General features: G+C 58.5%; 24 protein-coding genes and 1 tRNA gene. 4 read left to right on the top strand and 21 right to left on the bottom strand.

The genetic code is table 11. From position 1 onward, the window contains the following. Positions 1-9: 9 nt before the first annotated feature. Both ACP7BX_RS13080 and ACP7BX_RS13075 read right to left on the bottom strand, forming a co-directional pair. The gene (locus ACP7BX_RS13080) at positions 10-816 is read right to left on the bottom strand and encodes an ABC transporter substrate-binding protein (RefSeq protein ID WP_033901715.1); all 807 of its coding nucleotides are present in this window, start codon (positions 814-816) and stop codon (positions 10-12) included. Between the two features lie 65 nt (positions 817-881). Beyond that, positions 882-1550, bottom strand: a complete 669-nt coding sequence (locus ACP7BX_RS13075) for a GntR family transcriptional regulator (protein WP_426131823.1) — start codon at positions 1548-1550, stop codon at positions 882-884. A gap of 362 nt (positions 1551-1912) precedes the next feature. On the opposite strand from ACP7BX_RS13075, the gene ACP7BX_RS13070 reads away from it, so the two are divergent. Then, positions 1913-2764 carry a lipopolysaccharide biosynthesis protein gene (locus ACP7BX_RS13070; protein WP_426131827.1) on the top strand — a complete coding sequence of 284 codons (852 nt, stop codon included), beginning with the start codon at positions 1913-1915 and terminating at the stop codon, positions 2762-2764. A gap of 143 nt (positions 2765-2907) precedes the next feature. Here the strand turns inward: ACP7BX_RS13070 and ACP7BX_RS13065 are convergent, their stop codons facing one another. The 10 genes from ACP7BX_RS13065 to thrS all read right to left on the bottom strand — a co-directional run bounded on the left by ACP7BX_RS13065 (position 2908) and on the right by thrS (position 11026). After that, positions 2908-3339: a hypothetical protein gene (locus ACP7BX_RS13065; protein ID WP_314534335.1), complete on the bottom strand. Its 432-nt coding sequence runs from the start codon at positions 3337-3339 to the stop codon at positions 2908-2910. Positions 3340-3569: 230 nt separating this feature from the next. After that, positions 3570-3646: transfer RNA gene (locus tag ACP7BX_RS13060), tRNA-Pro, on the bottom strand. A 90-nt stretch (positions 3647-3736) separates the two neighbouring features. After that, positions 3737-4093: a MerR family transcriptional regulator gene (locus ACP7BX_RS13055; protein WP_010209127.1), complete on the bottom strand. Its 357-nt coding sequence runs from the start codon at positions 4091-4093 to the stop codon at positions 3737-3739. Then, positions 4074-4376, bottom strand: a complete 303-nt coding sequence (gene ihfA / locus ACP7BX_RS13050) for an integration host factor subunit alpha (protein ID WP_002553164.1) — start codon at positions 4374-4376, stop codon at positions 4074-4076. The genes ACP7BX_RS13055 and ihfA overlap by 20 nt, the downstream gene beginning before the upstream one ends. Before the next feature lie 3 nt (positions 4377-4379). Next, a complete protein-coding gene (gene pheT / locus ACP7BX_RS13045; RefSeq protein WP_426131829.1) occupies positions 4380-6758 on the bottom strand; it encodes a phenylalanine--tRNA ligase subunit beta in 2379 nt (792 codons plus the stop codon). Between the two features lie 26 nt (positions 6759-6784). After that, positions 6785-7801 (bottom strand): phenylalanine--tRNA ligase subunit alpha, encoded by a 1017-nt coding sequence (gene pheS / locus ACP7BX_RS13040; protein WP_010209123.1) that lies wholly within the window; start codon positions 7799-7801, stop codon positions 6785-6787. Between the two features lie 109 nt (positions 7802-7910). Beyond that, entirely contained in the window at positions 7911-8267 is a 357-nt protein-coding gene (gene rplT, locus ACP7BX_RS13035) for a 50S ribosomal protein L20 (protein ID WP_003174975.1), read from the bottom strand. A 30-nt stretch (positions 8268-8297) separates the two neighbouring features. After that, positions 8298-8492 carry a 50S ribosomal protein L35 gene (gene rpmI / locus ACP7BX_RS13030; RefSeq protein WP_002553160.1) on the bottom strand — a complete coding sequence of 65 codons (195 nt, stop codon included), beginning with the start codon at positions 8490-8492 and terminating at the stop codon, positions 8298-8300. A gap of 60 nt (positions 8493-8552) precedes the next feature. Continuing rightward, a complete protein-coding gene (gene infC, locus ACP7BX_RS13025; protein WP_169850653.1) occupies positions 8553-9104 on the bottom strand; it encodes a translation initiation factor IF-3 in 552 nt (183 codons plus the stop codon). Beyond that, positions 9104-11026, bottom strand: a complete 1923-nt coding sequence (gene thrS, locus ACP7BX_RS13020; protein ID WP_033901721.1) for a threonine--tRNA ligase — start codon at positions 11024-11026, stop codon at positions 9104-9106. The genes infC and thrS overlap by 1 nt, the downstream gene beginning before the upstream one ends. A 367-nt stretch (positions 11027-11393) precedes the next feature. Between thrS and ACP7BX_RS13015 the strand changes: the two genes are divergently transcribed. Continuing rightward, positions 11394-11708, top strand: coding sequence for a hypothetical protein (locus ACP7BX_RS13015; protein WP_016978147.1), 315 nt, complete (start codon positions 11394-11396; stop codon positions 11706-11708). 289 nt (positions 11709-11997) lie between these two features. Beyond that, positions 11998-12210: a cold-shock protein gene (locus ACP7BX_RS13010; RefSeq protein ID WP_003234260.1), complete on the top strand. Its 213-nt coding sequence runs from the start codon at positions 11998-12000 to the stop codon at positions 12208-12210. Between the two features lie 72 nt (positions 12211-12282). Here ACP7BX_RS13010 and ACP7BX_RS13005 read toward each other — a convergent pair whose 3' ends face one another. Both ACP7BX_RS13005 and ACP7BX_RS13000 read right to left on the bottom strand, forming a co-directional pair. Continuing rightward, positions 12283-12603: an I78 family peptidase inhibitor gene (locus ACP7BX_RS13005; RefSeq protein WP_025857833.1), complete on the bottom strand. Its 321-nt coding sequence runs from the start codon at positions 12601-12603 to the stop codon at positions 12283-12285. Between the two features lie 144 nt (positions 12604-12747). Then, positions 12748-13056, bottom strand: a complete 309-nt coding sequence (locus ACP7BX_RS13000; protein ID WP_314534397.1) for a hypothetical protein — start codon at positions 13054-13056, stop codon at positions 12748-12750. Between the two features lie 170 nt (positions 13057-13226). On the opposite strand from ACP7BX_RS13000, the gene ACP7BX_RS12995 reads away from it, so the two are divergent. Beyond that, the gene (locus ACP7BX_RS12995) at positions 13227-13439 is read left to right on the top strand and encodes a hypothetical protein (RefSeq protein ID WP_015884938.1); all 213 of its coding nucleotides are present in this window, start codon (positions 13227-13229) and stop codon (positions 13437-13439) included. A 33-nt stretch (positions 13440-13472) separates the two neighbouring features. On the opposite strand, the gene ACP7BX_RS12990 is transcribed toward ACP7BX_RS12995, so the two are convergent. The 7 genes from ACP7BX_RS12990 to ACP7BX_RS12960 are packed head-to-tail and all read right to left on the bottom strand — an operon-like array spanning position 13473 to position 20436. After that, entirely contained in the window at positions 13473-14501 is a 1029-nt protein-coding gene (locus tag ACP7BX_RS12990) for a nucleoside hydrolase (protein WP_426131832.1), read from the bottom strand. Positions 14502-14526: 25 nt separating this feature from the next. Next, positions 14527-14931: a D-ribose pyranase gene (gene rbsD, locus ACP7BX_RS12985; RefSeq protein ID WP_016978152.1), complete on the bottom strand. Its 405-nt coding sequence runs from the start codon at positions 14929-14931 to the stop codon at positions 14527-14529. Further along, positions 14928-15845, bottom strand: a complete 918-nt coding sequence (gene rbsK, locus ACP7BX_RS12980) for a ribokinase (protein WP_426131835.1) — start codon at positions 15843-15845, stop codon at positions 14928-14930. Before rbsK ends, rbsD begins: the two co-directional genes overlap by 4 nt. A gap of 23 nt (positions 15846-15868) precedes the next feature. Then, positions 15869-16891 carry a LacI family DNA-binding transcriptional regulator gene (locus ACP7BX_RS12975; RefSeq protein ID WP_016978154.1) on the bottom strand — a complete coding sequence of 341 codons (1023 nt, stop codon included), beginning with the start codon at positions 16889-16891 and terminating at the stop codon, positions 15869-15871. A 3-nt stretch (positions 16892-16894) separates the two neighbouring features. After that, positions 16895-17872 (bottom strand): ABC transporter permease, encoded by a 978-nt coding sequence (locus tag ACP7BX_RS12970; RefSeq protein ID WP_010209107.1) that lies wholly within the window; start codon positions 17870-17872, stop codon positions 16895-16897. After that, positions 17869-19422: a sugar ABC transporter ATP-binding protein gene (locus ACP7BX_RS12965; RefSeq protein WP_426131837.1), complete on the bottom strand. Its 1554-nt coding sequence runs from the start codon at positions 19420-19422 to the stop codon at positions 17869-17871. The genes ACP7BX_RS12970 and ACP7BX_RS12965 overlap by 4 nt, the downstream gene beginning before the upstream one ends. A gap of 57 nt (positions 19423-19479) precedes the next feature. Next, positions 19480-20436: a sugar ABC transporter substrate-binding protein gene (locus ACP7BX_RS12960; protein ID WP_010209103.1), complete on the bottom strand. Its 957-nt coding sequence runs from the start codon at positions 20434-20436 to the stop codon at positions 19480-19482. Between the last annotated feature and the right edge of the window lie 476 nt (positions 20437-20912).

The raw sequence follows: 20912 nt of genomic DNA, 5'->3' as shown, positions 1-20912 counted from the left end.
CCGCAAACCTCAGTCGAGAGTGTCACTGCTGACATGCCATTTGTTCAGCAACGCCACATAACTGCCGTCACTGCGCATGTCGCTGATCACTTGCTGCACGGCGGCGGTGAGCTGCGGGTCGTCCTTGCGCATGCCCAGGCCAGTGAGGATGCGGCTGAAGGCCGGTACACCTTCCTGGAACAGGTCCGGGGCCATCGCGGCGTAGTAGCCGGCGGTTTCCACCGTGGTGCCATACGCGTCGACCTGGCTGATGCGCAGGGCCTGGAAGGCATCAGTGTCGGTGTTGTAGACCACCAGCTTCATCGGTGGCTTGCCGGCCTTGGTCAGGTTGTCGTTTTGCGCGTCCAGCAGGGTCTTGATGGTGGAGCCGTTGAGCACCGCAACCTTGTGCCCGGACAGGTCATCCAAGGCCTTGATGCCCTTGGGGTTGCCCTTGGGCACCACCACCGACTGGCTGGAGTACATGTAGTTGACGATGTCGATCACCTGGCGCCGTTCGGGCTTGTCGAACAGCTGGTCGACGATCATGTCGCACTGCTGGGCAAGCAACGCCGGCACCAGGCCGGAGAACGGAATCACCCGCCACTGCACGTGTTTGTCGCCCAGGCGCTTGGCGATCTCGAGCCCGAGGTCGACGGTAAGCCCGCGCGGCTTCTGCGCTTCATCGAAGGACACCAGGGGCGGCGAATCCATCCCCGAGCAATACACCAGTTTATCGACGCTCTTCAGGCGCTCCGGTACTTGGGGCGCGGCAATGGCCCATTGTGTACAGAGGCCGAGGGAGACAGCCACCAGCAAGGCGCGGCGTTTATGCATGACCAGACACTCCAGTTCGTTGGTTAACGGGGCAGGACTCAAAGTCAAAACACAGCAGGTCTTTCTTATTTTTCGGTTTGCAGGAATTGGATCAGCGCTGGCACGGTCCCCTCGATGTGCTCGCGCACCACTGCCTCGGCGCGGGCCGCGTCACCGGAACGGATGGCATCGAGGATCACCGCGTGTTCCTGGCGGGCGCTGAGGGGTTTCTCGCCATGCTGCAACCACAGGCGCATGGGCGCTTCCACCAGCGAGTACAGCGCCGAGATCTGCTTCATCAAGCGCGGACGGCCGCTGAGGCTGCACAGGTATTCGTGGAAAGCGCGGTGGCGGCTGACCCAGGCGGCGCTTTCGTCGCGGTAATCGTCCATCTCGTCGAGCAGGCGCTCCAGTGCGGCCAATTGGCGTTCGCCGATGCGTGCGACCGCCACGCGCACAGCCAGGCCTTCGAGGGCACTGCGCATCTCGAACACTTCGTGCAATTCATCGATATCCAGGCCACTGACGACGGCGCCCCGGTTAGGCCTGAGGGTTACCAGACCCTGGGCATCCAGGCGACGGAAAGCTTCGCGCACGGGCATGCGGCTCATACCGATCTCGCTGGCGATGTCCTCGGCAATCAGGCGGTCGCCCTTGCGGTAGCGGCCATTGCATATGGCGTCGAGCAGAAAGTTGTAGGCCTCCTCCTCGGCGGTGAGGGGCTGGCGGTCAACGTAAGCGGGGGCAAATTGCATCGGCAGCACCTTTTGAATTTTTGTATCCAATTATCCACGAATACAAAAAAGCAGGATGTGTGCCAACTGATCGGGGGATATAGCAAGTGATTGATTTGGATGGGATAGCGATGAAATAGCGATAATAGAGAGGATCGCGCGCGTAGGAAACTGCTACCAAATAGCTCAGAAAACGCACCACCTGTGGGCGGAAGTAACGGGAGGTGGGCAAAAACCGCTGCCAATACCAGGAAATGTCCCACTCAAAAACAGGATATCCGTCAGCAGACCAGACCATGAACTTTGCTTTAAGAAGGAACTCAGCCATCCGCCATAGGGTCGGGTGATGTACGAACTTTCTTCTCACTGCACGGTTGGGCCCGATGAAACAGACAGCCTTCGTCGCCATCGAGCATGCTGGTAACGCTCAGCAGGCTTTGTACGCCCCCTTCACAGCCCCTTGGCTTGCGAACAAATACCAACTGGACCTGAGCGATTTTGACGCCTGCCGGAACACCGAGTCAGGTGCGGTCTTTATCATTGCTTCCGGCCCGTCAGCCAAGTCCTTTCCCATCAAAAAATTCGCGCACGTGCCAATGATCACGATGAATGGCGCCATTTCGATGTTTCTCGATACTGGCGTTAAGCCGTACTTTTACGCCTGTACGGACAGAAGTTTCTCCGAGCAGCAGCCGGAGCTGTTCAAGCAGGCAATGGCGATCAGCCAAAGGGTTGCGCTGTGGGAAGATCACGCACGCTCCTCTCATGCTCGACCGACTGGACGGCTGTACCCATTATCCAAAGCCAAGCGGCCCTCCTGGCTGGAATCTGTTCGAGGCAAACACAGTGCGCTGGTCGTCAATCATCCCTTGCTGCCTAGCCGCGAAAGACCGCTGGGATTCAGCAAAGACATGAGCGAGGGCTTTTTTGACGCTCGAACCGTGGCCTATCTGGCTATACAGCTGGCATTCCATGTCGGATTTACCCAGGTTTTTCTGGTGGGCGTTGATCTGGACGAGCGCTCAGGCAGGTTTTACGAAAGTGCTGATTCCACCCACTCACCCTGCGGGCTCGATCAGCACTACTTCACGCGCATACTGCCGTCGTTTGAATTGATGTCCGATAAGGTCATGGGTGATGACTTCATGGTTTACAACCTGTCTGACACCTCCAGGATTCCGGACAGTGTCATCCCACACGCCACCCTGGCAGATGTTGAGGCCATGATCGTGTAAATCTGCGAAAGCCAGAAACGAGAAAGGGGCCCCACTACTGACTTAGTGGGCCCCCGTATTGATGGTGCATCGATCAACCTCTACAAATGGCAGATACAAGAAGCCCGGCGCTGGGCCGGGCTTCAATGTGACACCGTCAGAGCCTAACGATGCTTGTTCTTGTGTTTGTGCTTGTTGTTGCCTTTGTGCTTCTTGCCGTCTGATCGATGACCACTCTCATCATCTGCCAGATTATTCCCCAGCGCGCCGCCTGCGGCACCACCTACACCGGCGCCAATAGTCGACCCCGTTGTGCCTCCGAGACGATTACCAATCAGCGAGCCGCCGGCTGAGCCGATACCACCACCTAGCGCGGCTTCCGCTCGGTTGCCCCTTTGAGCCCCGACAGCGCTGCCGGCGGCACCACCAACGCCTGCGCCTACCGCTGCGCCCGTTGAGCCACCTAGCTGTTGACCTACGATATTACCAAGGGCACCACCAACGCCGCCCCCAAGGGCTGCTGTGCCATCTCCGGCGGCCATCGCTCCTTGCGAAATGAGGGCGCCCAAAATCAGGACGGGTAGTGTCATTTTCATTCTGTGAACCTCTATGGGTTGTCAGCAGGCGCTCACGGTTTGAAACACGCCTGGAATTTGGATGAGAACAGATGACTGAAGTTCTATACCGACTGCACCCTGGGGCGAATGGTTGTAACAAGGTGTGCCGTGATGGTGCGAGAGGGGGACGATCCTGAGGGGTGAATATGGTTTCTTCCGGGCATGAAAAAGCCCAACCTGCAAAGATTGGGCTAAGACATTGAAAAATATGGTCGGGACGGAGTGATTCGAACACTCGACCCCTAGCACCCCATGCTAGTGCGCTACCGGACTGCGCTACGCCCCGACTAGGCGTGTTACTGGGTTTGCTTCTTGACGAAGCGATCCGGAATATACCGCAAGCTTTTGAAATGTGGAAGTATTTTAAAAGCTTGAATCACTTCTTCAACACCACCAGCACATCTTCGAGTTCGGCGATCATCTGGCGGATCATTTGCTTGTATTGGGTAGTGTCGTCTTTGGCTTCATCACCGGACATACGCTGGCGCGCGCCGCTGATGGTGAACCCTTGGTCGTACAGCAACGCGCGGATCTGTCGGATCATCAGCACATCCTGGCGCTGATAATACCGACGGTTCCCGGTGCGTTTGACGGGGTTGAGTTGAGGAAACTCCTGCTCCCAATAGCGCAGCACGTGCGGTTTTACCGCACAGAGCTCGCTGACTTCACCAATGGTGAAGTAGCGTTTGCCTGGGATGACGGGTAGCTCGTCGTTATGACTTGGTTCCAGCATAAGCCTCAACTCGGGCCTTCAACTTCTGCCCTGGACGAAAGGTGACCACACGGCGAGCCGTGATCGGGATTTCTTCTCCCGTTTTTGGATTGCGGCCAGGCCGCTGGCGTTTGTCCCGCAGGTCAAAGTTGCCGAAACCGGACAATTTGACCTGTTCGTTGTCTTCCAGAGCGTGTCTGATCTCTTCAAAAAACAGCTCGACCAATTCCTTGGCCTCGCGCTTGTTCAGACCCAACTCTTCGTACAGACGTTCCGCCATCTCAGCTTTCGTCAAAGCCCCCATACGTCACTTCCTTAACGTGGCGTTCAACCTTTGTTCGAGCGAGGTGAGGATATTTTGTGTCGTGGTATTCACCTCATCATCATTAAGAGTGCGCGATGGATGCTGCCAGGTCAAGCCAACTGCAAGGCTTTTTCTATGCGGATCAATACCTTTACCCTGATAGACGTCAAATAGCCTGAGGTCTGTCAGCCATTCCCCTGCATTTTCACGGATTACATCCAGAACAGCAGTGGCGGCCACTTCACGGTCGGCGATCAAGGCCAGGTCACGGCGCACTTCAGGGAAGCGCGACAACTCGCTGAATTTAGGCATCTTGCCAGAAGCCACTTCAGCCAGAACCAGCTCAAATACGAAGACCGGACGGTCGAGACCGAGGGTTTTCGACAATTCAGGGTGAATGGCGCCGACGAAACCGACCAGCCGACCTTCACGCTCAATGCGTGCCGTCTGGCCTGGGTGCAATGCAGGATGGCTGCCCGGCACGAAAGTGAAGGCGTCCAGAGCACCGGCAAAGCCCAGTACCGCTTCCACGTCAGCCTTGACGTCGAAGAAGTCCACAGCGTCGCGACCCTGTGCCCAGCCTTCCGGCAGACGGCTGCCGCAGACCACACCGGCCAGCATCGGCTCTTGCTTCAGGCCGTCCAACTGACCGACGAAACGCAGGCCGCTTTCAAACATGCGCACGCGGTCTTGCTGACGGTTCAGGTTATGGGAAAGGGCTTTCACCAGGCCGGGCCACAGCGAAGAACGCATGGCCGCCATGTCGTTGGAGATCGGATTGGCCAGCAACAGCGGTTCGACGCCTGGGTTGAACAGTTCGAACTGCTTCGGATCGATGAAGCTGTAGGTCACCGCTTCCTGATAACCACGGGCAACCAGCAGGCGACGCAACTCTGGCAGGTGTGCACGCGCTTCTGCCTTAGGCTGTGGCGCCAGGCGCGCTTGCGGGTAACGGACCGGCAGGCGGTTGTAGCCGTAGAGACGGGCCAGCTCTTCGATCAGGTCGACTTCCAGGCTGATATCGAAGCGATGGCTTGGTACTTCAACGTGCCACTGCCCTTCCCCACTCGAGGAAATAGCCAGGCCGAGAGCCGACAGCAGTTGCTCGATTTCAGCCGGATCAATGACCAGGCCAAGCATCTGCTCAACGCTTTTGGCACGCAGGGTGATCGGTGCAACGGACGGCAGGAACTGTGCGTTGACAGTTTCGGTGACCGGGCCGGCTTCGCCACCGGTGATTTCCAGCAGCAGGCCAGTGGCGCGCTCCATGGCTTCACGGGCGAGGTTCCAATCCACACCGCGCTCGTAGCGGTGAGAGGCATCGGTGTGCAGGCCGTAGGAACGGGCCTTACCGGCGATGGCGATCTGGTCGAAGAACGCGCTTTCAAGGAACACATCGCGAGTGGTCGCGGATACGCCGCTGTGCTCGCCACCCATCACGCCGGCAATCGCCAGGGCGCGGGAGTGGTCGGCGATGACCAGGGTGTCGGCACGCAGGCTGACTTCCTGACCGTCGAGCAGTACCAGCTTCTCGCCTTCTTCTGCCATACGCACGCGGATGCCGCCGTTGATTTCGGCGAGGTCAAAAGCGTGCAGCGGTTGACCCAGCTCCAGCATCACGTAGTTGGTGATGTCGACGGCGGCGTCGATGCTGCGTACGTCGGCACGGCGCAAGCGCTCAACCATCCACAGCGGCGTTGGCTTGGACAGGTCGACGTTGCGGATCACACGACCCAGGTAACGCGGGCAGGCGTTTGGCGCCAACACGTCGATCGGGCGCACTTCGTCGTGTACCGCAGGCACCGCAGCAACCACTGGACGGGTGACCGGGGCGTTGTACAAGGCGCCAACTTCACGGGCCAAACCCGCCAGGGACAGACAGTCACCACGGTTCGGCGTCAGGTCGACCTCGATGCTGGCATCTTCCAGTTCCAGGTAAACACGGATGTCCTGGCCCACTGGCGCGTCGGCCGGCAGCTCCATCAAGCCATCGTTGCCTTCACCGACTTGCAGTTCGGCCTGGGAGCACAACATGCCGTTGGACTCGACACCACGCAGCTTGGCCTTCTTGATCTTGAAGTCGCCTGGCAGCTCGGCACCGATCATGGCGAACGGGATCTTCAGGCCCGGACGCACGTTTGGCGCTCCGCACACGACCTGGAAGGTTTCCGCGCCATTGCTGACCTGGCATACACGCAACTTGTCGGCATCGGGGTGTTGTTCGGTGCTCAACACCTCACCCACGACCACGCCACTGAAAACACCGGCGGCCGGCGTAACGCTATCGACCTCAAGGCCGGCCATCGACAGACGGGCAACCAGCGCGTCGCGATCTACCTGCGGGCTTACCCAGCCACGCAGCCATTGTTCACTGAATTTCATCCTGCTCTCCTAAAGATTCGTTACGACTAGCGAAATTGCGCGAGGAACCGCAAGTCGTTGTCGAAGAACAGGCGCAAGTCGTTCACGCCGTAACGCAGCATGGCCAGACGCTCAACGCCCATGCCGAAGGCAAAGCCCGAGAACTCTTCCGGATCGATGCCGGACATGCGCAGCACGTTAGGGTGAACCATGCCGCAGCCCATCACTTCCAGCCAGCCGGTCTGCTTGCACACGCGGCAGCCTTTGCCGCTGCACATCACGCATTCCATGTCGACTTCAGCGGACGGCTCGGTGAACGGGAAGAACGATGGACGGAACCGTACCGCCAGCTCCTTCTCGAAGAACACCCGCAGGAATTCTTCGATGGTGCCTTTGAGGTCGGCGAAGTTGATGTCGCGATCAACCAGCAAGCCTTCGACCTGGTGGAACATCGGCGAGTGGGTGATATCGGAGTCGCTGCGGTACACACGGCCTGGGCAGACAATGCGGATCGGCGGCTTGTTCGCTTCCATGGTGCGGACCTGTACCGGGGAGGTATGGGTACGCAACAGCATGTTCGCGTTGAAATAGAAGGTGTCGTGCATCGACCGGGCCGGGTGATGGCCTGGGATGTTGAGCGCCTCGAAGTTGTGATAGTCGTCTTCGACCTCAGGGCCTTCGGCAATGCCGTAGCCGATGTGGGTGAAGAACTGCTCAATACGTTCCAGAGTCCGGGTGATCGGATGCAGACCGCCCGAGGCCTGGCCGCGACCAGGCAAGGTGACGTCAATGGACTCGGCGGCGAGTTTGGCCGCGAGATCAGCCTCCTCCATGGTCGCCTTGCGCGCATTGAGCACCTCTGTGACACGCTCCTTGGCGACGTTGATCAGCGCACCGACTTGCGGGCGCTCTTCAGCCGGCAAATTCCCCAGGGTCTTCATCACCTGAGTCAATTCACCTTTCTTGCCAAGGTAGTGAACCCGGATTTGCTCCAGGGCATTTACATCTTCAGCGCTTTGCACAGCCTCAAGGGCTTGGGCAACGAGCGCGTCCAGGTTTTCCATGTACAGACTCCAGATACAAAATAGGGGAAGAGCTTGAAGGCTCTTCCCCTATTTAAGACGTTTACCACCTTGGGCTACAGACGTAACCCAGGGTGATTGTCGGGGGTACTTAAGCCAGAGTGGCTTTAGCTTTCTCGACAATCGCAGCAAACACCGCTTTTTCGTTCACTGCCAGTTCGGCCAGAACCTTACGGTCGATCTCGATGGAAGCTTTTTTCAGGCCAGCGATGAAACGGCTGTAGGACAGACCGTTAACACGTGCACCAGCGTTGATACGAGCGATCCACAGAGCGCGGAACTGACGTTTTTTCTGACGACGGTCGCGGTAGGCGTATTGGCCTGCCTTGATTACCGCTTGCTTGGCAACACGGAATACGCGTGAACGCGCGCCGTAGTAGCCTTTAGCAAGTTTCAGAATTTTTTTGTGACGTTTACGGGCAATGACGCCACGCTTTACACGAGCCATGAGTTACTTCCTCTATTCTTGATCCAAAAATTAACGAAGGCGCAGCATGCGCTCGACTTTTGCCACGTCAGACGGATGCAGCAAGCTGCTACCGCGCAGTTGACGCTTACGCTTGGTCGACATTTTGGTCAGGATGTGGCTCTTGAAAGCGTGCTTGTGCTTGATACCGTTAGCAGTTTTCAGAAACCGCTTAGCAGCACCACTTTTAGTCTTCATCTTTGGCATGTTCGGATACTCCGCATTCAGTTGATAAACATAATCAGAAGGCCTGCCGTGCCCTGTTGATTACTTCTTCTTTTTCGGGGCGATGACCATGATCAGCTGGCGTCCTTCCATCTTAGGATGCTGTTCAACGGAACCGTACTCCAGCAGGTCAGCTTCAACCCGCTTGAGGAGTTCCATGCCCAGCTCCTGGTGGGCCATCTCACGGCCGCGGAATCGCAAGGATACCTTGGCCCTGTCCCCATCACTCAGGAAACGTACCAGGTTGCGCAGTTTTACCTGGTAATCCCCTTCCTCCGTCCCTGGACGAAACTTGATTTCTTTTACTTGAATCTGCTTCTGGTTCTTCTTCGCCGCAGCAATCTGCTTCTTCTTTTCGAAGATCGACTTGCCGTAGTCCATCACCCGGCAAACAGGCGGGACTGCGTCGGCGGAGATTTCCACCAGGTCCAATTTGGACTCTTCAGCGATACGAAGCGCTTCATCAATCGAGACGATGCCAATCTGCTCGCCGTCAGCGCCAATTAACCGAACCTCGCGTGCCGAGATATTCTCGTTGATCGGGGCTTTCGGTGCAGCTCGTTTATCTTGTCTCATTTCACGCTTAATAATAATTACTCCGAATCTGGGCGACCACGCCGGGAAACCGCTTGCGCGAGGAACTCAGCGAACTGGGCGACGGGCATCGAGCCCAGGTCAGCACCTTCACGAGTACGCACAGCGACAGTCTGCATCTCGACTTCCCGATCTCCGATAACCAAAAGATAGGGAACCTTGAGCAAAGTATGCTCGCGGATTTTAAAGCCGATCTTTTCATTTCTCAAGTCGGACTTGGCACGAAACCCGCTTTCGTTGAGAGTTTTTTCAACTTCGGCGGCAAAATCTGCCTGTTTATCAGTGATATTCATGATCACTGCCTGGGTCGGAGCCAGCCACGCAGGGAATGCACCCTCGTAGTGCTCGATCAGGATCCCGACGAACCGTTCGAACGAGCCGAGGATCGCCCGGTGCAGCATAACCGGGTGTTTACGGCTGTTGTCTTCGGACACGTATTCGGCGCCCAGACGGATCGGCAGGTTAAAATCGAGCTGCAGGGTACCACACTGCCAGACGCGGCCAAGGCAATCTTTCAGCGAGAACTCGATCTTCGGACCGTAGAACGCGCCTTCACCCGGCTGCAGATCGTACGCAAGGCCCGCACTGTCGAGCGCAGCGGCCAGTGCAGCTTCGGCGCGATCCCACAGTTCGTCGGAGCCAACGCGTTTTTCCGGACGAGTGGACAGCTTCATCTCGACTTCGGTAAAGCCGAAATCGCGATAAACATCCATGGTCAGCTTGATGAACGCGGCGGATTCGGCCTGCATCTGCTCTTCGGTGCAGAAGATGTGGGCGTCATCCTGGGTGAAACCACGCACACGCATGATACCGTGCAGCGCACCCGATGGCTCGTTACGGTGGCAGGCACCGAACTCAGCCAGGCGCATCGGCAACTCGCGGTAGCTCTTCAGGCCTTGGTTGAACACCTGCACGTGGCACGGGCAGTTCATCGGCTTGATGGCGTAGTCACGGTTTTCCGACTGGGTGGTGAACATGTTGTCGGCGTAGTTGGCCCAGTGCCCGGATTTCTCCCAGAGGCTACGGTCAACAACCTGGGGCGTCTTGATCTCCAGGTAGCCGTTCTCACGCTGAACCTTGCGCATGTACTGCTCGAGCACCTGATACAGGGTCCAGCCGTTCGGGTGCCAGAACACCATGCCCGGCGCTTCTTCCTGGAGGTGGAACAGGTTCAGGCGCTTGCCGATCTTGCGGTGGTCGCGCTTTTCGGCTTCTTCGATGCGCTGGATGTAGGCCGCCAGCTGCTTCTTGTCAGCCCAGGCGGTGCCGTAGATCCGCTGCAGTTGCTCGTTCTTCGCGTCGCCACGCCAGTAGGCGCCGGACAGCTTGGTCAGCTTGAACGATTTGAGGAAGCGCGTATTCGGCACGTGCGGGCCACGGCACATGTCGACATATTCTTCGTGGTAGTACAGGCCCATGGCCTGCTCTTCGGGCATGTCTTCCACCAGGCGCAACTTGTAGTCTTCGCCACGGGCGGTGAACACGTCGATGACTTCGGCGCGCGGCGTGACTTTCTTGATCACGTCGTAGTCTTTTTCGATCAGCTGGTGCATGCGCTGTTCGATCGCAGCCAGGTCGTCCGGAGTGAAAGGACGCTCATAGGCGATGTCGTAATAGAAGCCTTCTTCGATGACCGGGCCGATCACCATTTTCGCGGTTGGATACAGTTGCTTGACCGCGTGGCCAATCAAGTGTGCGCAAGAGTGGCGAATGATCTCCAGCCCCTCTTGATCCTTAGGCGTGATGATTTGCAGGCTGGCATCGCTGGTGATCAGGTCGCTGGCGTCGACGAGCTTGCCGTCGACCTTGCCGGCCACGGTGGCCTTGGCCAGACCTGCACCAATGGATGCGGCGACCTCGGCTACGGAAACCGAATGATCGAATGAACGTTGACTGCCGTCGGGAAGAGTAATAGTTGGCATGGCGCCTCCTCTCCTAGTGGTGACCCCTACCAAAGGTCACGTGGGTTGGGATGAGCCAGTACAAGATCCAATACCAGGCCGTTCAGTGATGAACGCCTGCCTTACAGCGGCAGGAGCCTTTCGGCCAACCGATAATCGAACCAGAGTGACTGGAGTGAGCTAAAAAGAACATGGCAAGGCGGCAATGGGCGCGCCTGGAAATAGCCAAGCGAAAGATGCTAGCACAGATGAACGGTCATCGTGCCGCCGCTATCTTGCGTAAATACAAATTCCGCCCTTTATAGCTGCAAAAGTGAACTTGGGCTGTACGCCAGCCCTCAAACCCTCCGAGAATCGCCGTTCGTCCTCGACCCAAAGGAGCATCCTCATGATGCGTTTTACCTCTACCCTCGCTCTCGCCGCTTCCCTGACCCTCCTCTCCCTGGGTGCACAAGCTGCTGCCCCGTCGAACTGGCCAGCCGGTGCTCGCGACAGTTTTGTCAGCGACTGCAGCGCCGCCGCCAGCCAGAACGTAGACGTCAAAACTGCCAAAGCCCATTGCGAATGTGGCGCAGACAAGATCAACGCTGAACTGAGCACTGCCGAAATCAAAGAACTCATGACGAACCAGAACGCCAGCCCGGAGCTTAAAAACAAAGCAGTCGCGGCTATTTCGTCCTGCAAAGTCGTGAAGAAAAAGTAAGATTTGCGGCTGATCACACAGCTGTTTTGCCGGAAAAATGGCCCGAAAACTGCCATTTCTCACAAATTACACAGGTTTTACGGCTTTTTTTACCAGCTGATATTTCGAGCTTAAGCCCCGTAAATCGGGGCTTTCAGCCGACCAAGGCACTAAACGCAACGCTATTGATTAGCAAACAATGCCTTGGGGGGGCTCCCAAGCCGAACATTTCGACTATGATAGCCCGGTGTGCCCAGTTGGCCTGAGCAGCACAGCACTACTGAAAATATATGTTTCTTGGAGATACACCATGTCTAATCGCCAAACCGGCACCGTTAAATGGTTCAACGATGAAAAAGGCTTCGGCTTCATCACTCCTCAAGGTGGCGGTGACGACCTGTTCGTACACTTCAAAGCTATCGAAAGCGACGGTTTCAAAAGCCTGAAAGAAGGCCAAACCGTTTCCTTCGTGGCTGAGAAAGGCCAAAAGGGTATGCAAGCTGCACAGGTTCGCGGCGAGTAATTCTCCGCTGAGCTAAAAAACCCCGTCCATGTGACGGGGTTTTTTATGGGCGCTGCACAAGCCTGGAGCGACTTAGCCGCAATTGACTCGCGTGATCACCAGGTTGTCGTCAGTGTTCAGGTTCAAGCGGTCGGAGCGATACTCCAAGGTGATCATGTCGTTAGGCTTGAGGATGCGTGCGTTCTGCGCACCGGCACGGGTACGCGCCTGCTCCAGCAATTGGGGCGAAGCTTTCTGGCCGATCGTGAACTCGGCGGCCTTCGACTCACAGCGGCTATGACCGGCATCGGCCACGGCGGCGTCTTTGGCTGGCTCAGAGGCACCCGGGGTGCTGCAACCCGCCAACGCGAGTGCTGCCAACAAAGTACCGAATGATGCGAGCTTCCAAGGCATGAAGCCTCCTATGATAAAAAATGGACAGAGATCGTGCGACAGCGATTGGGCGGATTGGTTTCAAGACGTAAACCGCCGCAGGGCAAGTCTGCCTGACTCTCGACAGGCATTCGCCCGGTCAATCGTGACCAGATATGAACGAAATCAGTAGATATCGATGTAGTCAAATTCCGGCGTCGGCCAATTCTGTTTCAGCGCATTGAAAATCTGGGTCACCCAGACTTCGTCACTGGCAGCCACATTTCCCACGTACCCTGAGCCTTTTGCCCAAGTCTCCAGGCGAAACAGCAGTCCGTCGATGTCCACACCGCCTACAAACTTCCCCGAGGAGATATAGGCGATCCCAGCCTTGGTCACCCGCAACTGGGTATGTTCGTCGTCGCTGGCACTGGCGAGCAATTGGCGCACATTGGCCAATGTCAGGTCCTCGGGGTTGTTCAAATCGATCTGCACGTGGTGTCCCCGGCAATTAAACAGCCCGACAGTGTCGCACAGCGTTGCCGTGATTCCGAATCGCCTCATGCCTAAGTATCAGTGCCAAACGCGATACAAAATGGTTAACTGGCTCGGTTAGAACCGCGTTCCAGCGCACTGCCCAGCACTTTTAGCCTCGCGAGACCGTCATGACCACCGTAACGCTCCAAGCCGACATCAAAGCCAAGTGGCCCCAAGGGCAAAGCTCCTACAGCCCCGGTAGCCCCGAGGAATTGGCAATCATTGGTATCGACCTGCTGGTCAAGGAACTGGGCACGCAGGCGGCGCAAGCGTTCATCGGCCAGATATTCGAGAAATACCCGGCCGATCACATGGGGGCGCACAACCCCGAGCGGGAATAGGAACCGGCCGGCGAACGCCGACCGGTAAAACCATTACTTCAGACGTGCCAGGCGCTCGGTCAACAGATCGAAGAAGCCCTGGGCGTCGCCATTCTCAACCCAAAAGACATTCTTTTCCCGCTTCAGGCCGTCGTACCAATCGACGATGGTCTGGCCGAAGGTTGGACCTTCTCGGCTATCCACCACCATGTTGGCCTGACGCCCACTGAACAGCGACGGTTTGAGCAGGTAGGCGATAACGGTTGCATCATGCACCGGGCCGCCAGGAATACCGTAGTGCTCCATGTCGCCCTTGACGTATTCGTTAAGAATATCGCCCACCACCTTGCTCGCGTTGTTCTTGATGTCAGCGATCTTTTTCAGGCGTGCTTCGCTGGTCAACACCTTGTGGGTCACGTCCAGCGGCAGGTAGGTCAGCTTGACGCCGCTCTTGAGCACAATCTCGGCGGCCACCGGGTCGGCGAACAGGTTGAATTCCGCCACCGGGGTGATATTGCCACCATTGAAGTGCGCGCCGCCCATCACCACGACCTCCTTGATGCCTTGGGTGATTTCCGGCGCCTGGGTCAGTGCCAGCGCCAGGTTGGTCTGCGGGCCGAGCATGGCGATGGTGATGCTGTGCGGCTTGGCGGCGCTCAGGGTCTTGATCAGGTAGTCAACGGCATTGCCGTCCGCCAGGCCCTTCTTGGGCTCATGCACGGTGACTCCGGAAATACCTTCCTTGCCATGGATGTTCTCCGCGTAGATCGGCGTGCGCAGCAGCGGGGCTGGAGCACCGGCATACACCGGGATTTCCTCGCGCCCGGCCCACTCGCGGGCCAGGCGCGCGTTGCGAGAGGTCTTGTCCAGGCGCACGTTACCGGCGACGGTGGTCAACGCACGGATATTCAGCTCATCCGGGGACGCCATGGCGAACAGCAAGGCCACCACATCATCAGCGCCGGGGTCGGTGTCGATGATCAGGTCGATCTTTTCCGCCGCCTGGGCGCTTGCAGCAGTGAGTGCGGACAAAAGCAGAACACTCCGGAACAGGTTTTTCAGGGTTGGGAGACCACGTTGCATGAAACACTCCTTGTCGTTGGGAACGCTAGAACGTTACGCCGGACACCAGCGCGATATTGCAGTAAGGCTGGCATTCGCCGGTGCGCACCACGGCGCGCGCCTTGCGGCTGAGTTGCTTGAATTCTTCATGGCTGACCAGGCGCCGCTCACCGAGGGCGGCCTGCTCTGTGAGCGTGTTGAGTTCGGCCAGCGCCGGCGGTTGCTTGAGCAGGATTTCTTCGGCCAGCACATGACTCTCCACCTGCATTTCACTGAGCACGATACGCAAGGTGCTGATGAAATCCGGGATGCCCTGGGTCAACGCCAGGTCTATCAGCTCGACGCCCGGCGGCACCGGCAGGCCGGCATCGCCAATCACCAGAATGTCGCCATGCCCCAGCGAAGCGATGACACGCGACAGGGCAATATTAAGCAGAGGTGTCTTTTTCATGAGGGCACAAAACCTTGTACGTCGTGCAGCGTTGGAATAGAGGGTTGCGCGCCGGCACGGGTGACCGACAGTGCCGCCGCGACCTGGCCAAAGCTGATGGCCTCAGCCTCGCTTTTGCCGTTGGCCAGTGCCGCGGCGAAACCGCCGACGAAGGTGTCGCCCGCAGCCGTGGTGTCGACCGCCTTGACCTTTGGCGCCTGCAGGTGCTCGAAGCGCTGGCCGTCGGTAAACAGCGCGCCCTGGGATCCCAGGGTGATGATCACTTTACCGGCTCCGGCCTGGATCAGTTGGGTCGCTGCCACCTTGGCGCTGTCAATCGAGTCGACCGTCACGCCGCTCAGTGCCGTGGCTTCGCTTTCATTGGGAATGAGGTAGTCGATCGACGCGTACCACTCAGCCGGCAATGGACCGCTGGCCGGCGCTGGATTGAGGATCACCGTCTTGCCCAGCTCACGGCCGCGCTTGAGGGTGTAGCCCACCGTATTCATCGGCACTTCCAGTTGGCAGACGATCACGTCGGCCGCTTGCAGCACCGCGTCAAACGCCTGCAACGAGACAGGCGTCAGTTCGCCGTTACTGCCGGCCACGATCACAATCGCGTTCTGGCTGCTGTCATCCACCACGATCAAGGCCACGCCACTGGAGCCCTCCACCGTACTGACGGCCTGGCAATCAATGCCTTCCACCAGCAATGCGTCACGCAATTGGGTGCCATAGGCGTCGGTGCCAACACAGCCGATCATCGAAACCTCAGCGCCCAGCCGCGCCGAAGCGACCGCCTGGTTCGCGCCCTTCCCGCCAGGCACGGTGGAAAATGTCTGCCCGATGAGCGTTTCACCGGCACGCGGCAGCCGGCTGGCGCGGGTCACCAGGTCCATGTTCAAGCTGCCTACTACCACTACTTTTGCTGGCATACATCAGTACTCATCAATTCGGTTCAGCGGTATTGAGCGAATGTTCCGGCGACGGGCGCCGTCGACTCACGCAATACAATGCTCGGCGTCACGATGCGTTGATCGATCGGCATGTGGGGTGTCGCAATTCTTCGCAGTAAAAGCTCGGCCGCCGTCTCGCCCAGTTGCACGATCGACTGCCCGACCGTTGTCAACGCCGGGTAGACGTAACGGCCCATTTGAATGTCATCAAAACCGATCACTGACAGCTCGCCCGGCACGCGGATATTGCGCTCGGCTGCTGCGCGCAACACGCCGAAACCGATCATGTCGTTACTGGCAAAAATCGCGCTGGGCGGATTGTGCGCCAACAACTGCACGGCGGCGGCATAACCGCCCGTGCTGGTGAAATCGCTTTCCTGGGTGCGATTGGCTGCCACGTCGACACCCGCCTCTCGTAGCGCGCGGTGATACCCCGCCAGGCGCATCTGCGCGACACGAGTATGGGCCGGACCACCGATGCAGGCGATGTCTCGGTGGCCCAGTTCGAGCAAGTGCCGGGTCGCCAGGTAGGCGCCCTCCTCATGGTCGATACGCACCAGGTCCACGTCAATGCCATCCAGCGCCCGGTCAACAATCACCATGGGCGTACGCACCGCGCTCAAACCGGCGGCAAGACCGCTGTCGTCGCCGCCCACCGAGGTCACGATCAAGCCGTCGATGCGCTTTTCCAACAACACGCGCAAATAGTTGCGCTGCTTTTCAGCGTTGTCGTCGGAGTTGCAAAGAATCACGCAGTAGCCATTTCGCTCACAGTAATCCTCGATACCCCGGGCCAATTCCGCGAAATACGGGTTGAGGCTGTTGGGCACCAGCAAACCGATAGTGGCTGTGGTCTTGGCCTTGAGCGAACGCGCGACGGCGCTGGGCACGTAGTCGAGCTGCTTGATCGCGGCTTCGACCTTGATGCGTACCGGCTCGCTGACCGGGCGCGTCTTGTTCACCACATGGGACACCGTGGTGTAGGAAATACCCGCAAGCGCTGCCACATCCTTGATCGTTGCCATGGTTCAGCCTCGCCGACTGGCGCGCTGGCTGCGGTAGGTATCGAGGACCACGGCAATCACGATCACGGCACCAGTGATGATGCGCTTCGTGGGCTCCGTGGCACCGATCTGCGCCAGGCCGGCGGCCAATACCGAAATAATCAACACACCAAAAAAGGTACTGATCACCGAGCCACGCCCGCCCATCAGGCTGGTGCCGCCGATCACCACCGCGGCGATCACTTGCAACTCCAGGCCGGAGCCCGCATTCGGGTCCGCCGCTTCCAGCCGCGAAATCTGGAACAGCGCCGCCACACCAGCCAGCAGGCCCATAAGGCTGAACACCAGGATCTTGTAGGGCTTGGGATTGATCCCCGCCAGGCGTACGGCCTCTTCGTTGGTGCCGATACCGATCAGGTAACGACCAAACACGGTACGCGTCAATACAAGCTGCGCGGCGATGATCACCAGTAGCGCGATGATGAACGATGGCGAGATACCGAAGGCAATCGGATTGGACAGCCAGGCAAATGAGTCACCGATGTAGGCAGTGCGCGAACCGGTCATCTGGTACGCCACGCCACGGGCCATTTCCAGCACGCCAAGGGATACGATGAATGACGGAATGCGCCAGGCCACGGTAATCGAGCCGGTGATAGTACCCGCCAGTGCCGCACAGCCCATGCCCAGCACGGCAGCCGGCAACACGCTCCAGCCCCAGCCGAGAATCGCCACGCTGACGGCCGACGCTGCCAGGGCCAGCACCGAGCCCACCGACAGGTCGATGCCGCCGATGATGAGGATGAAGGTCATGCCAACGGCCAGCACCATCAGGTCCGGAATCTGGTTGGCCAACGTGCTGAAGGTGTCGTAGGACAGGAAGTGGTCGCTGAGCACCGAGAACAGCGCGATCATCGCCAGCAAGGCGCCCGCCAGGCCCAGGTAAGTACCCAGGCCATAGAAATTGCCGCCAGTCTTGCCGGGGGAAGTTGTGGTTTTCATGGGGTATCCCTAAGCACTGCGTCGTTGAGCAGCGCATCACGTTTCTGATAGCCGGCAAAGGCGGCGGCGAGCAATTCGTCCTGGGTCCAGCTGTCGCGCTCGAAAGTCTCGATCAAACGCCCGGCGGACAACACGCCGATGCGGTCGCAGATCAGCATGAGTTCGCGCAGGTCGCTGGACACCACCACCAGCGCTTTGCCCTGACGGGTCAATTCGCCCAGCAAGGCATAAATATCGAACTTGGCACCGACGTCGATACCACGGGTCGGCTCATCGAACAGCATCACCGAGCAATCGCGCTCCAGCCAGCGGCCTATCACTACTTTCTGCTGGTTACCACCGGACAGCTCGGAAACCAACTGCGCCGGGCTGGAACTGCGGATGCGCATGGCATCGATCTGGCGCTTGGCCAGCGCCGTTTCATTGCGGCTGTTGACCACGCCGCCACCGGAAATTTCCGGCATGTTACCCAGCGCGATATTGGCGCTGATGGACTGAGTCAGCAGTAAGCCTTCGCCCTTGCGGTCCTCGGTGATCAGGGCAATGCCGTGGCCCACCGCATCCACCGGCGAGCGAATGCTCACCACCTGGGCCGGCGAGCCGAGCGCCACGGTGCCGCTGTCGGCCAGGTCAGCACCGAAGATCAGGCGCAACAGTTCAGTACGACCGGCACCGATCAGGCCGGAAATGCCGTAGATCTCGCCCGCACGCACTTCGAAGGACACGTCGCGAACCTTGTCCGAGCGGGTCAGGCCTTTCACCGTCAGGGCCGGACCACCAATGGTGCGCGGGCCCAGGTCGATGTGCTCGCCAAGCTCGCGACCGACCATCAAAGTGACCAATTGCTCGCTGTTGTAGTTGGCCATCGGCTCGACACAGACCAACTTGCCGTCGCGCAATACCGCAATGCGTTGGGCCACACGGGCCAGCTCTTCCAGCCGGTGTGAAATGTAGATGATCGCCACGCCCCGGGCCTGCAGGCGGGTGATTTGTTCAAACAGCATCTCGACTTCACGGGCGGTGAGCATGGCCGTGGGCTCGTCGAGGATCAATACATGGCAGTCGCCGATCAGGTTACGGGCGATCTCGACCATTTGCTGATGGCCAATGCCCAGGCTGCCGACCAGTGTATCCGGGTCGATAGCATCCAGGCCGACCTGGGCCATGGCCTCGATCGCAGCCTTGCGCAGTTGCCTGCGGCTGATCCAGCCACAATGGCTGGGCAGGTTATCCAAGAACAGGTTTTCGGCGACGGTCAGCGTCGGCAGCAGGTTGAGTTCCTGCATGACCATGCGCACGCCCAGCTCTTCGGCCTGGGTGCGGCTGCCGGGGCGGTAGTCCTGTCCATTGAACTGCATGTGCCCGGTGGTCGGCGTGACCAGCCCGCCGATGATCTTCGACAAGGTGCTTTTGCCTGCGCCGTTCTCACCGGTCAACGCCAGCACTTCCCCGCGATTGAGCGTCAGGGTGATGTCGGACAGAACCGGCTGGGCATAGGTCTTGCCGATACCGCTGACCGAGAGGACAGCGTTCGGGGCGGAAGATGACATAGGAAAATCTCCAGGCGCCCGCTCAGGACGAGCGAGCGCTGTTGGGTGCTGCCAGGATTACTTCTTGAGGACGAGTTCGACCGGGGTTTCGATCACGCCGTCCTTGGAGTCGACTTTCTCACCCTTGACCAGCTTGAGCGCGTTCTGGATACCGAACACGGCTTGCTGGGCAGCAGCCTGGTCAGCGGTCGCGAGTACGCGGCCGTCTTGCAGCATCGGCTTGATGGCTTCGATGTTGTCGTAGCCCACGACCAGCACTTTGCCAGCCTTGCCTGCCGCACGTACGGCGGAGACGGCGCCGAGGGCCATATTGTCGTTACCGGCCAACAGCGCCTTGAGGTCCGGATATTCACTCAACATGGCGGAAGCGACTTTCTGGCCCTGGTCAATTTCCCAGTTGCCGGATTGGGTGGAGACGATCTTCATGCCGGCAGCGTCCATCGCATCCTTGTAGCCTGCGGTACGCTGCTGGGCGTTGGTGGTCGTCGGCACGCCTTCGATGATGCCGACCTTGTCACCCGAGGCCAGTTGCTTGGCCAGGTAGTCGCCCACCAGCTTGGAGCCTTTGCGGTTGTCCGGGCCTACGAACGGAATATCGAGGTTTTTGCTTTTGAGCACGTCCGGGTCCAGGCGGTTGTCGATGTTGACGACCTTGATACCGGCATCCGAAGCCTTCTTCAGCACAGTAACCAGTGCCTTGGAATCGGCCGGAGCAATCACGATGGCATTGACCTTGGCGAGGATCATCTGATTGACGATATCGATCTGCGCGCTGGTATCGGTTTCGTTCTTGATCCCGTTGGTGATCATGTCGAAATCGGCGGCGTGTTCTTTCTGGTACGTCTTGGCACCGTCTTGCATGGTGACGAAGAATTCATTGGCGAGGGATTTCATGACCAGGCCGACCTTGGGTTTGGCGGCGTCATCGGCAAATGCAGAGGAGAGAGGCAGGGCAGCGGATGCGGCAGCAAGCACAGCGACAGCAAGAAGACGTCCGGCAAATGGCAGCTTCATGGGTTCACTCCGATCTTATGATTATTGTGAGCAACGCTTGCACCGAAGATCGCTTCGGCAGCCCTCCCACCCGGGTGGCTGATACGAGCTGTCACGATACTCAGGGAGCACGCCGTGAAACATCTCGCAAACGTTTGCGTTATTCAAACTATGAGAACCTTGTCGAGATTTGTCAACGGTTGAAAACAGCCTTTCATCCACCTCCTCCCTCGCGCCTGACGATAGGCGCCGTTAAACATCGCACGCTGCCAGTCGTTCTCTAAAACGACAGGCTGTGGCGCATTATTCATGCAAACCCCAAGGGTCGGCGGCCAACTTTTTCGGACAACCGAACGCAATAATGTCCGATGTTCGGAAAGCCGGACGCCAGCCTCGCACCCGCCACCAAAAACACAATATAAACTGTTATAAATCAATACCTTATTTTATATCGTCAAACACAATCAGCCTGGTACAGATCCTGCTCTACCCCATCA

The sequence above is a fragment of the Pseudomonas sp. DWP3-1-3b3 genome, from assembly GCF_049896305.1.
Lineage (GTDB): Bacteria > Pseudomonadota > Gammaproteobacteria > Pseudomonadales > Pseudomonadaceae > Aquipseudomonas > Aquipseudomonas azotoformans_A.
The sequence above is the reverse complement of the archived record's forward strand: the minus strand, read 5'-3'. Positions and strand labels throughout refer to the sequence as shown.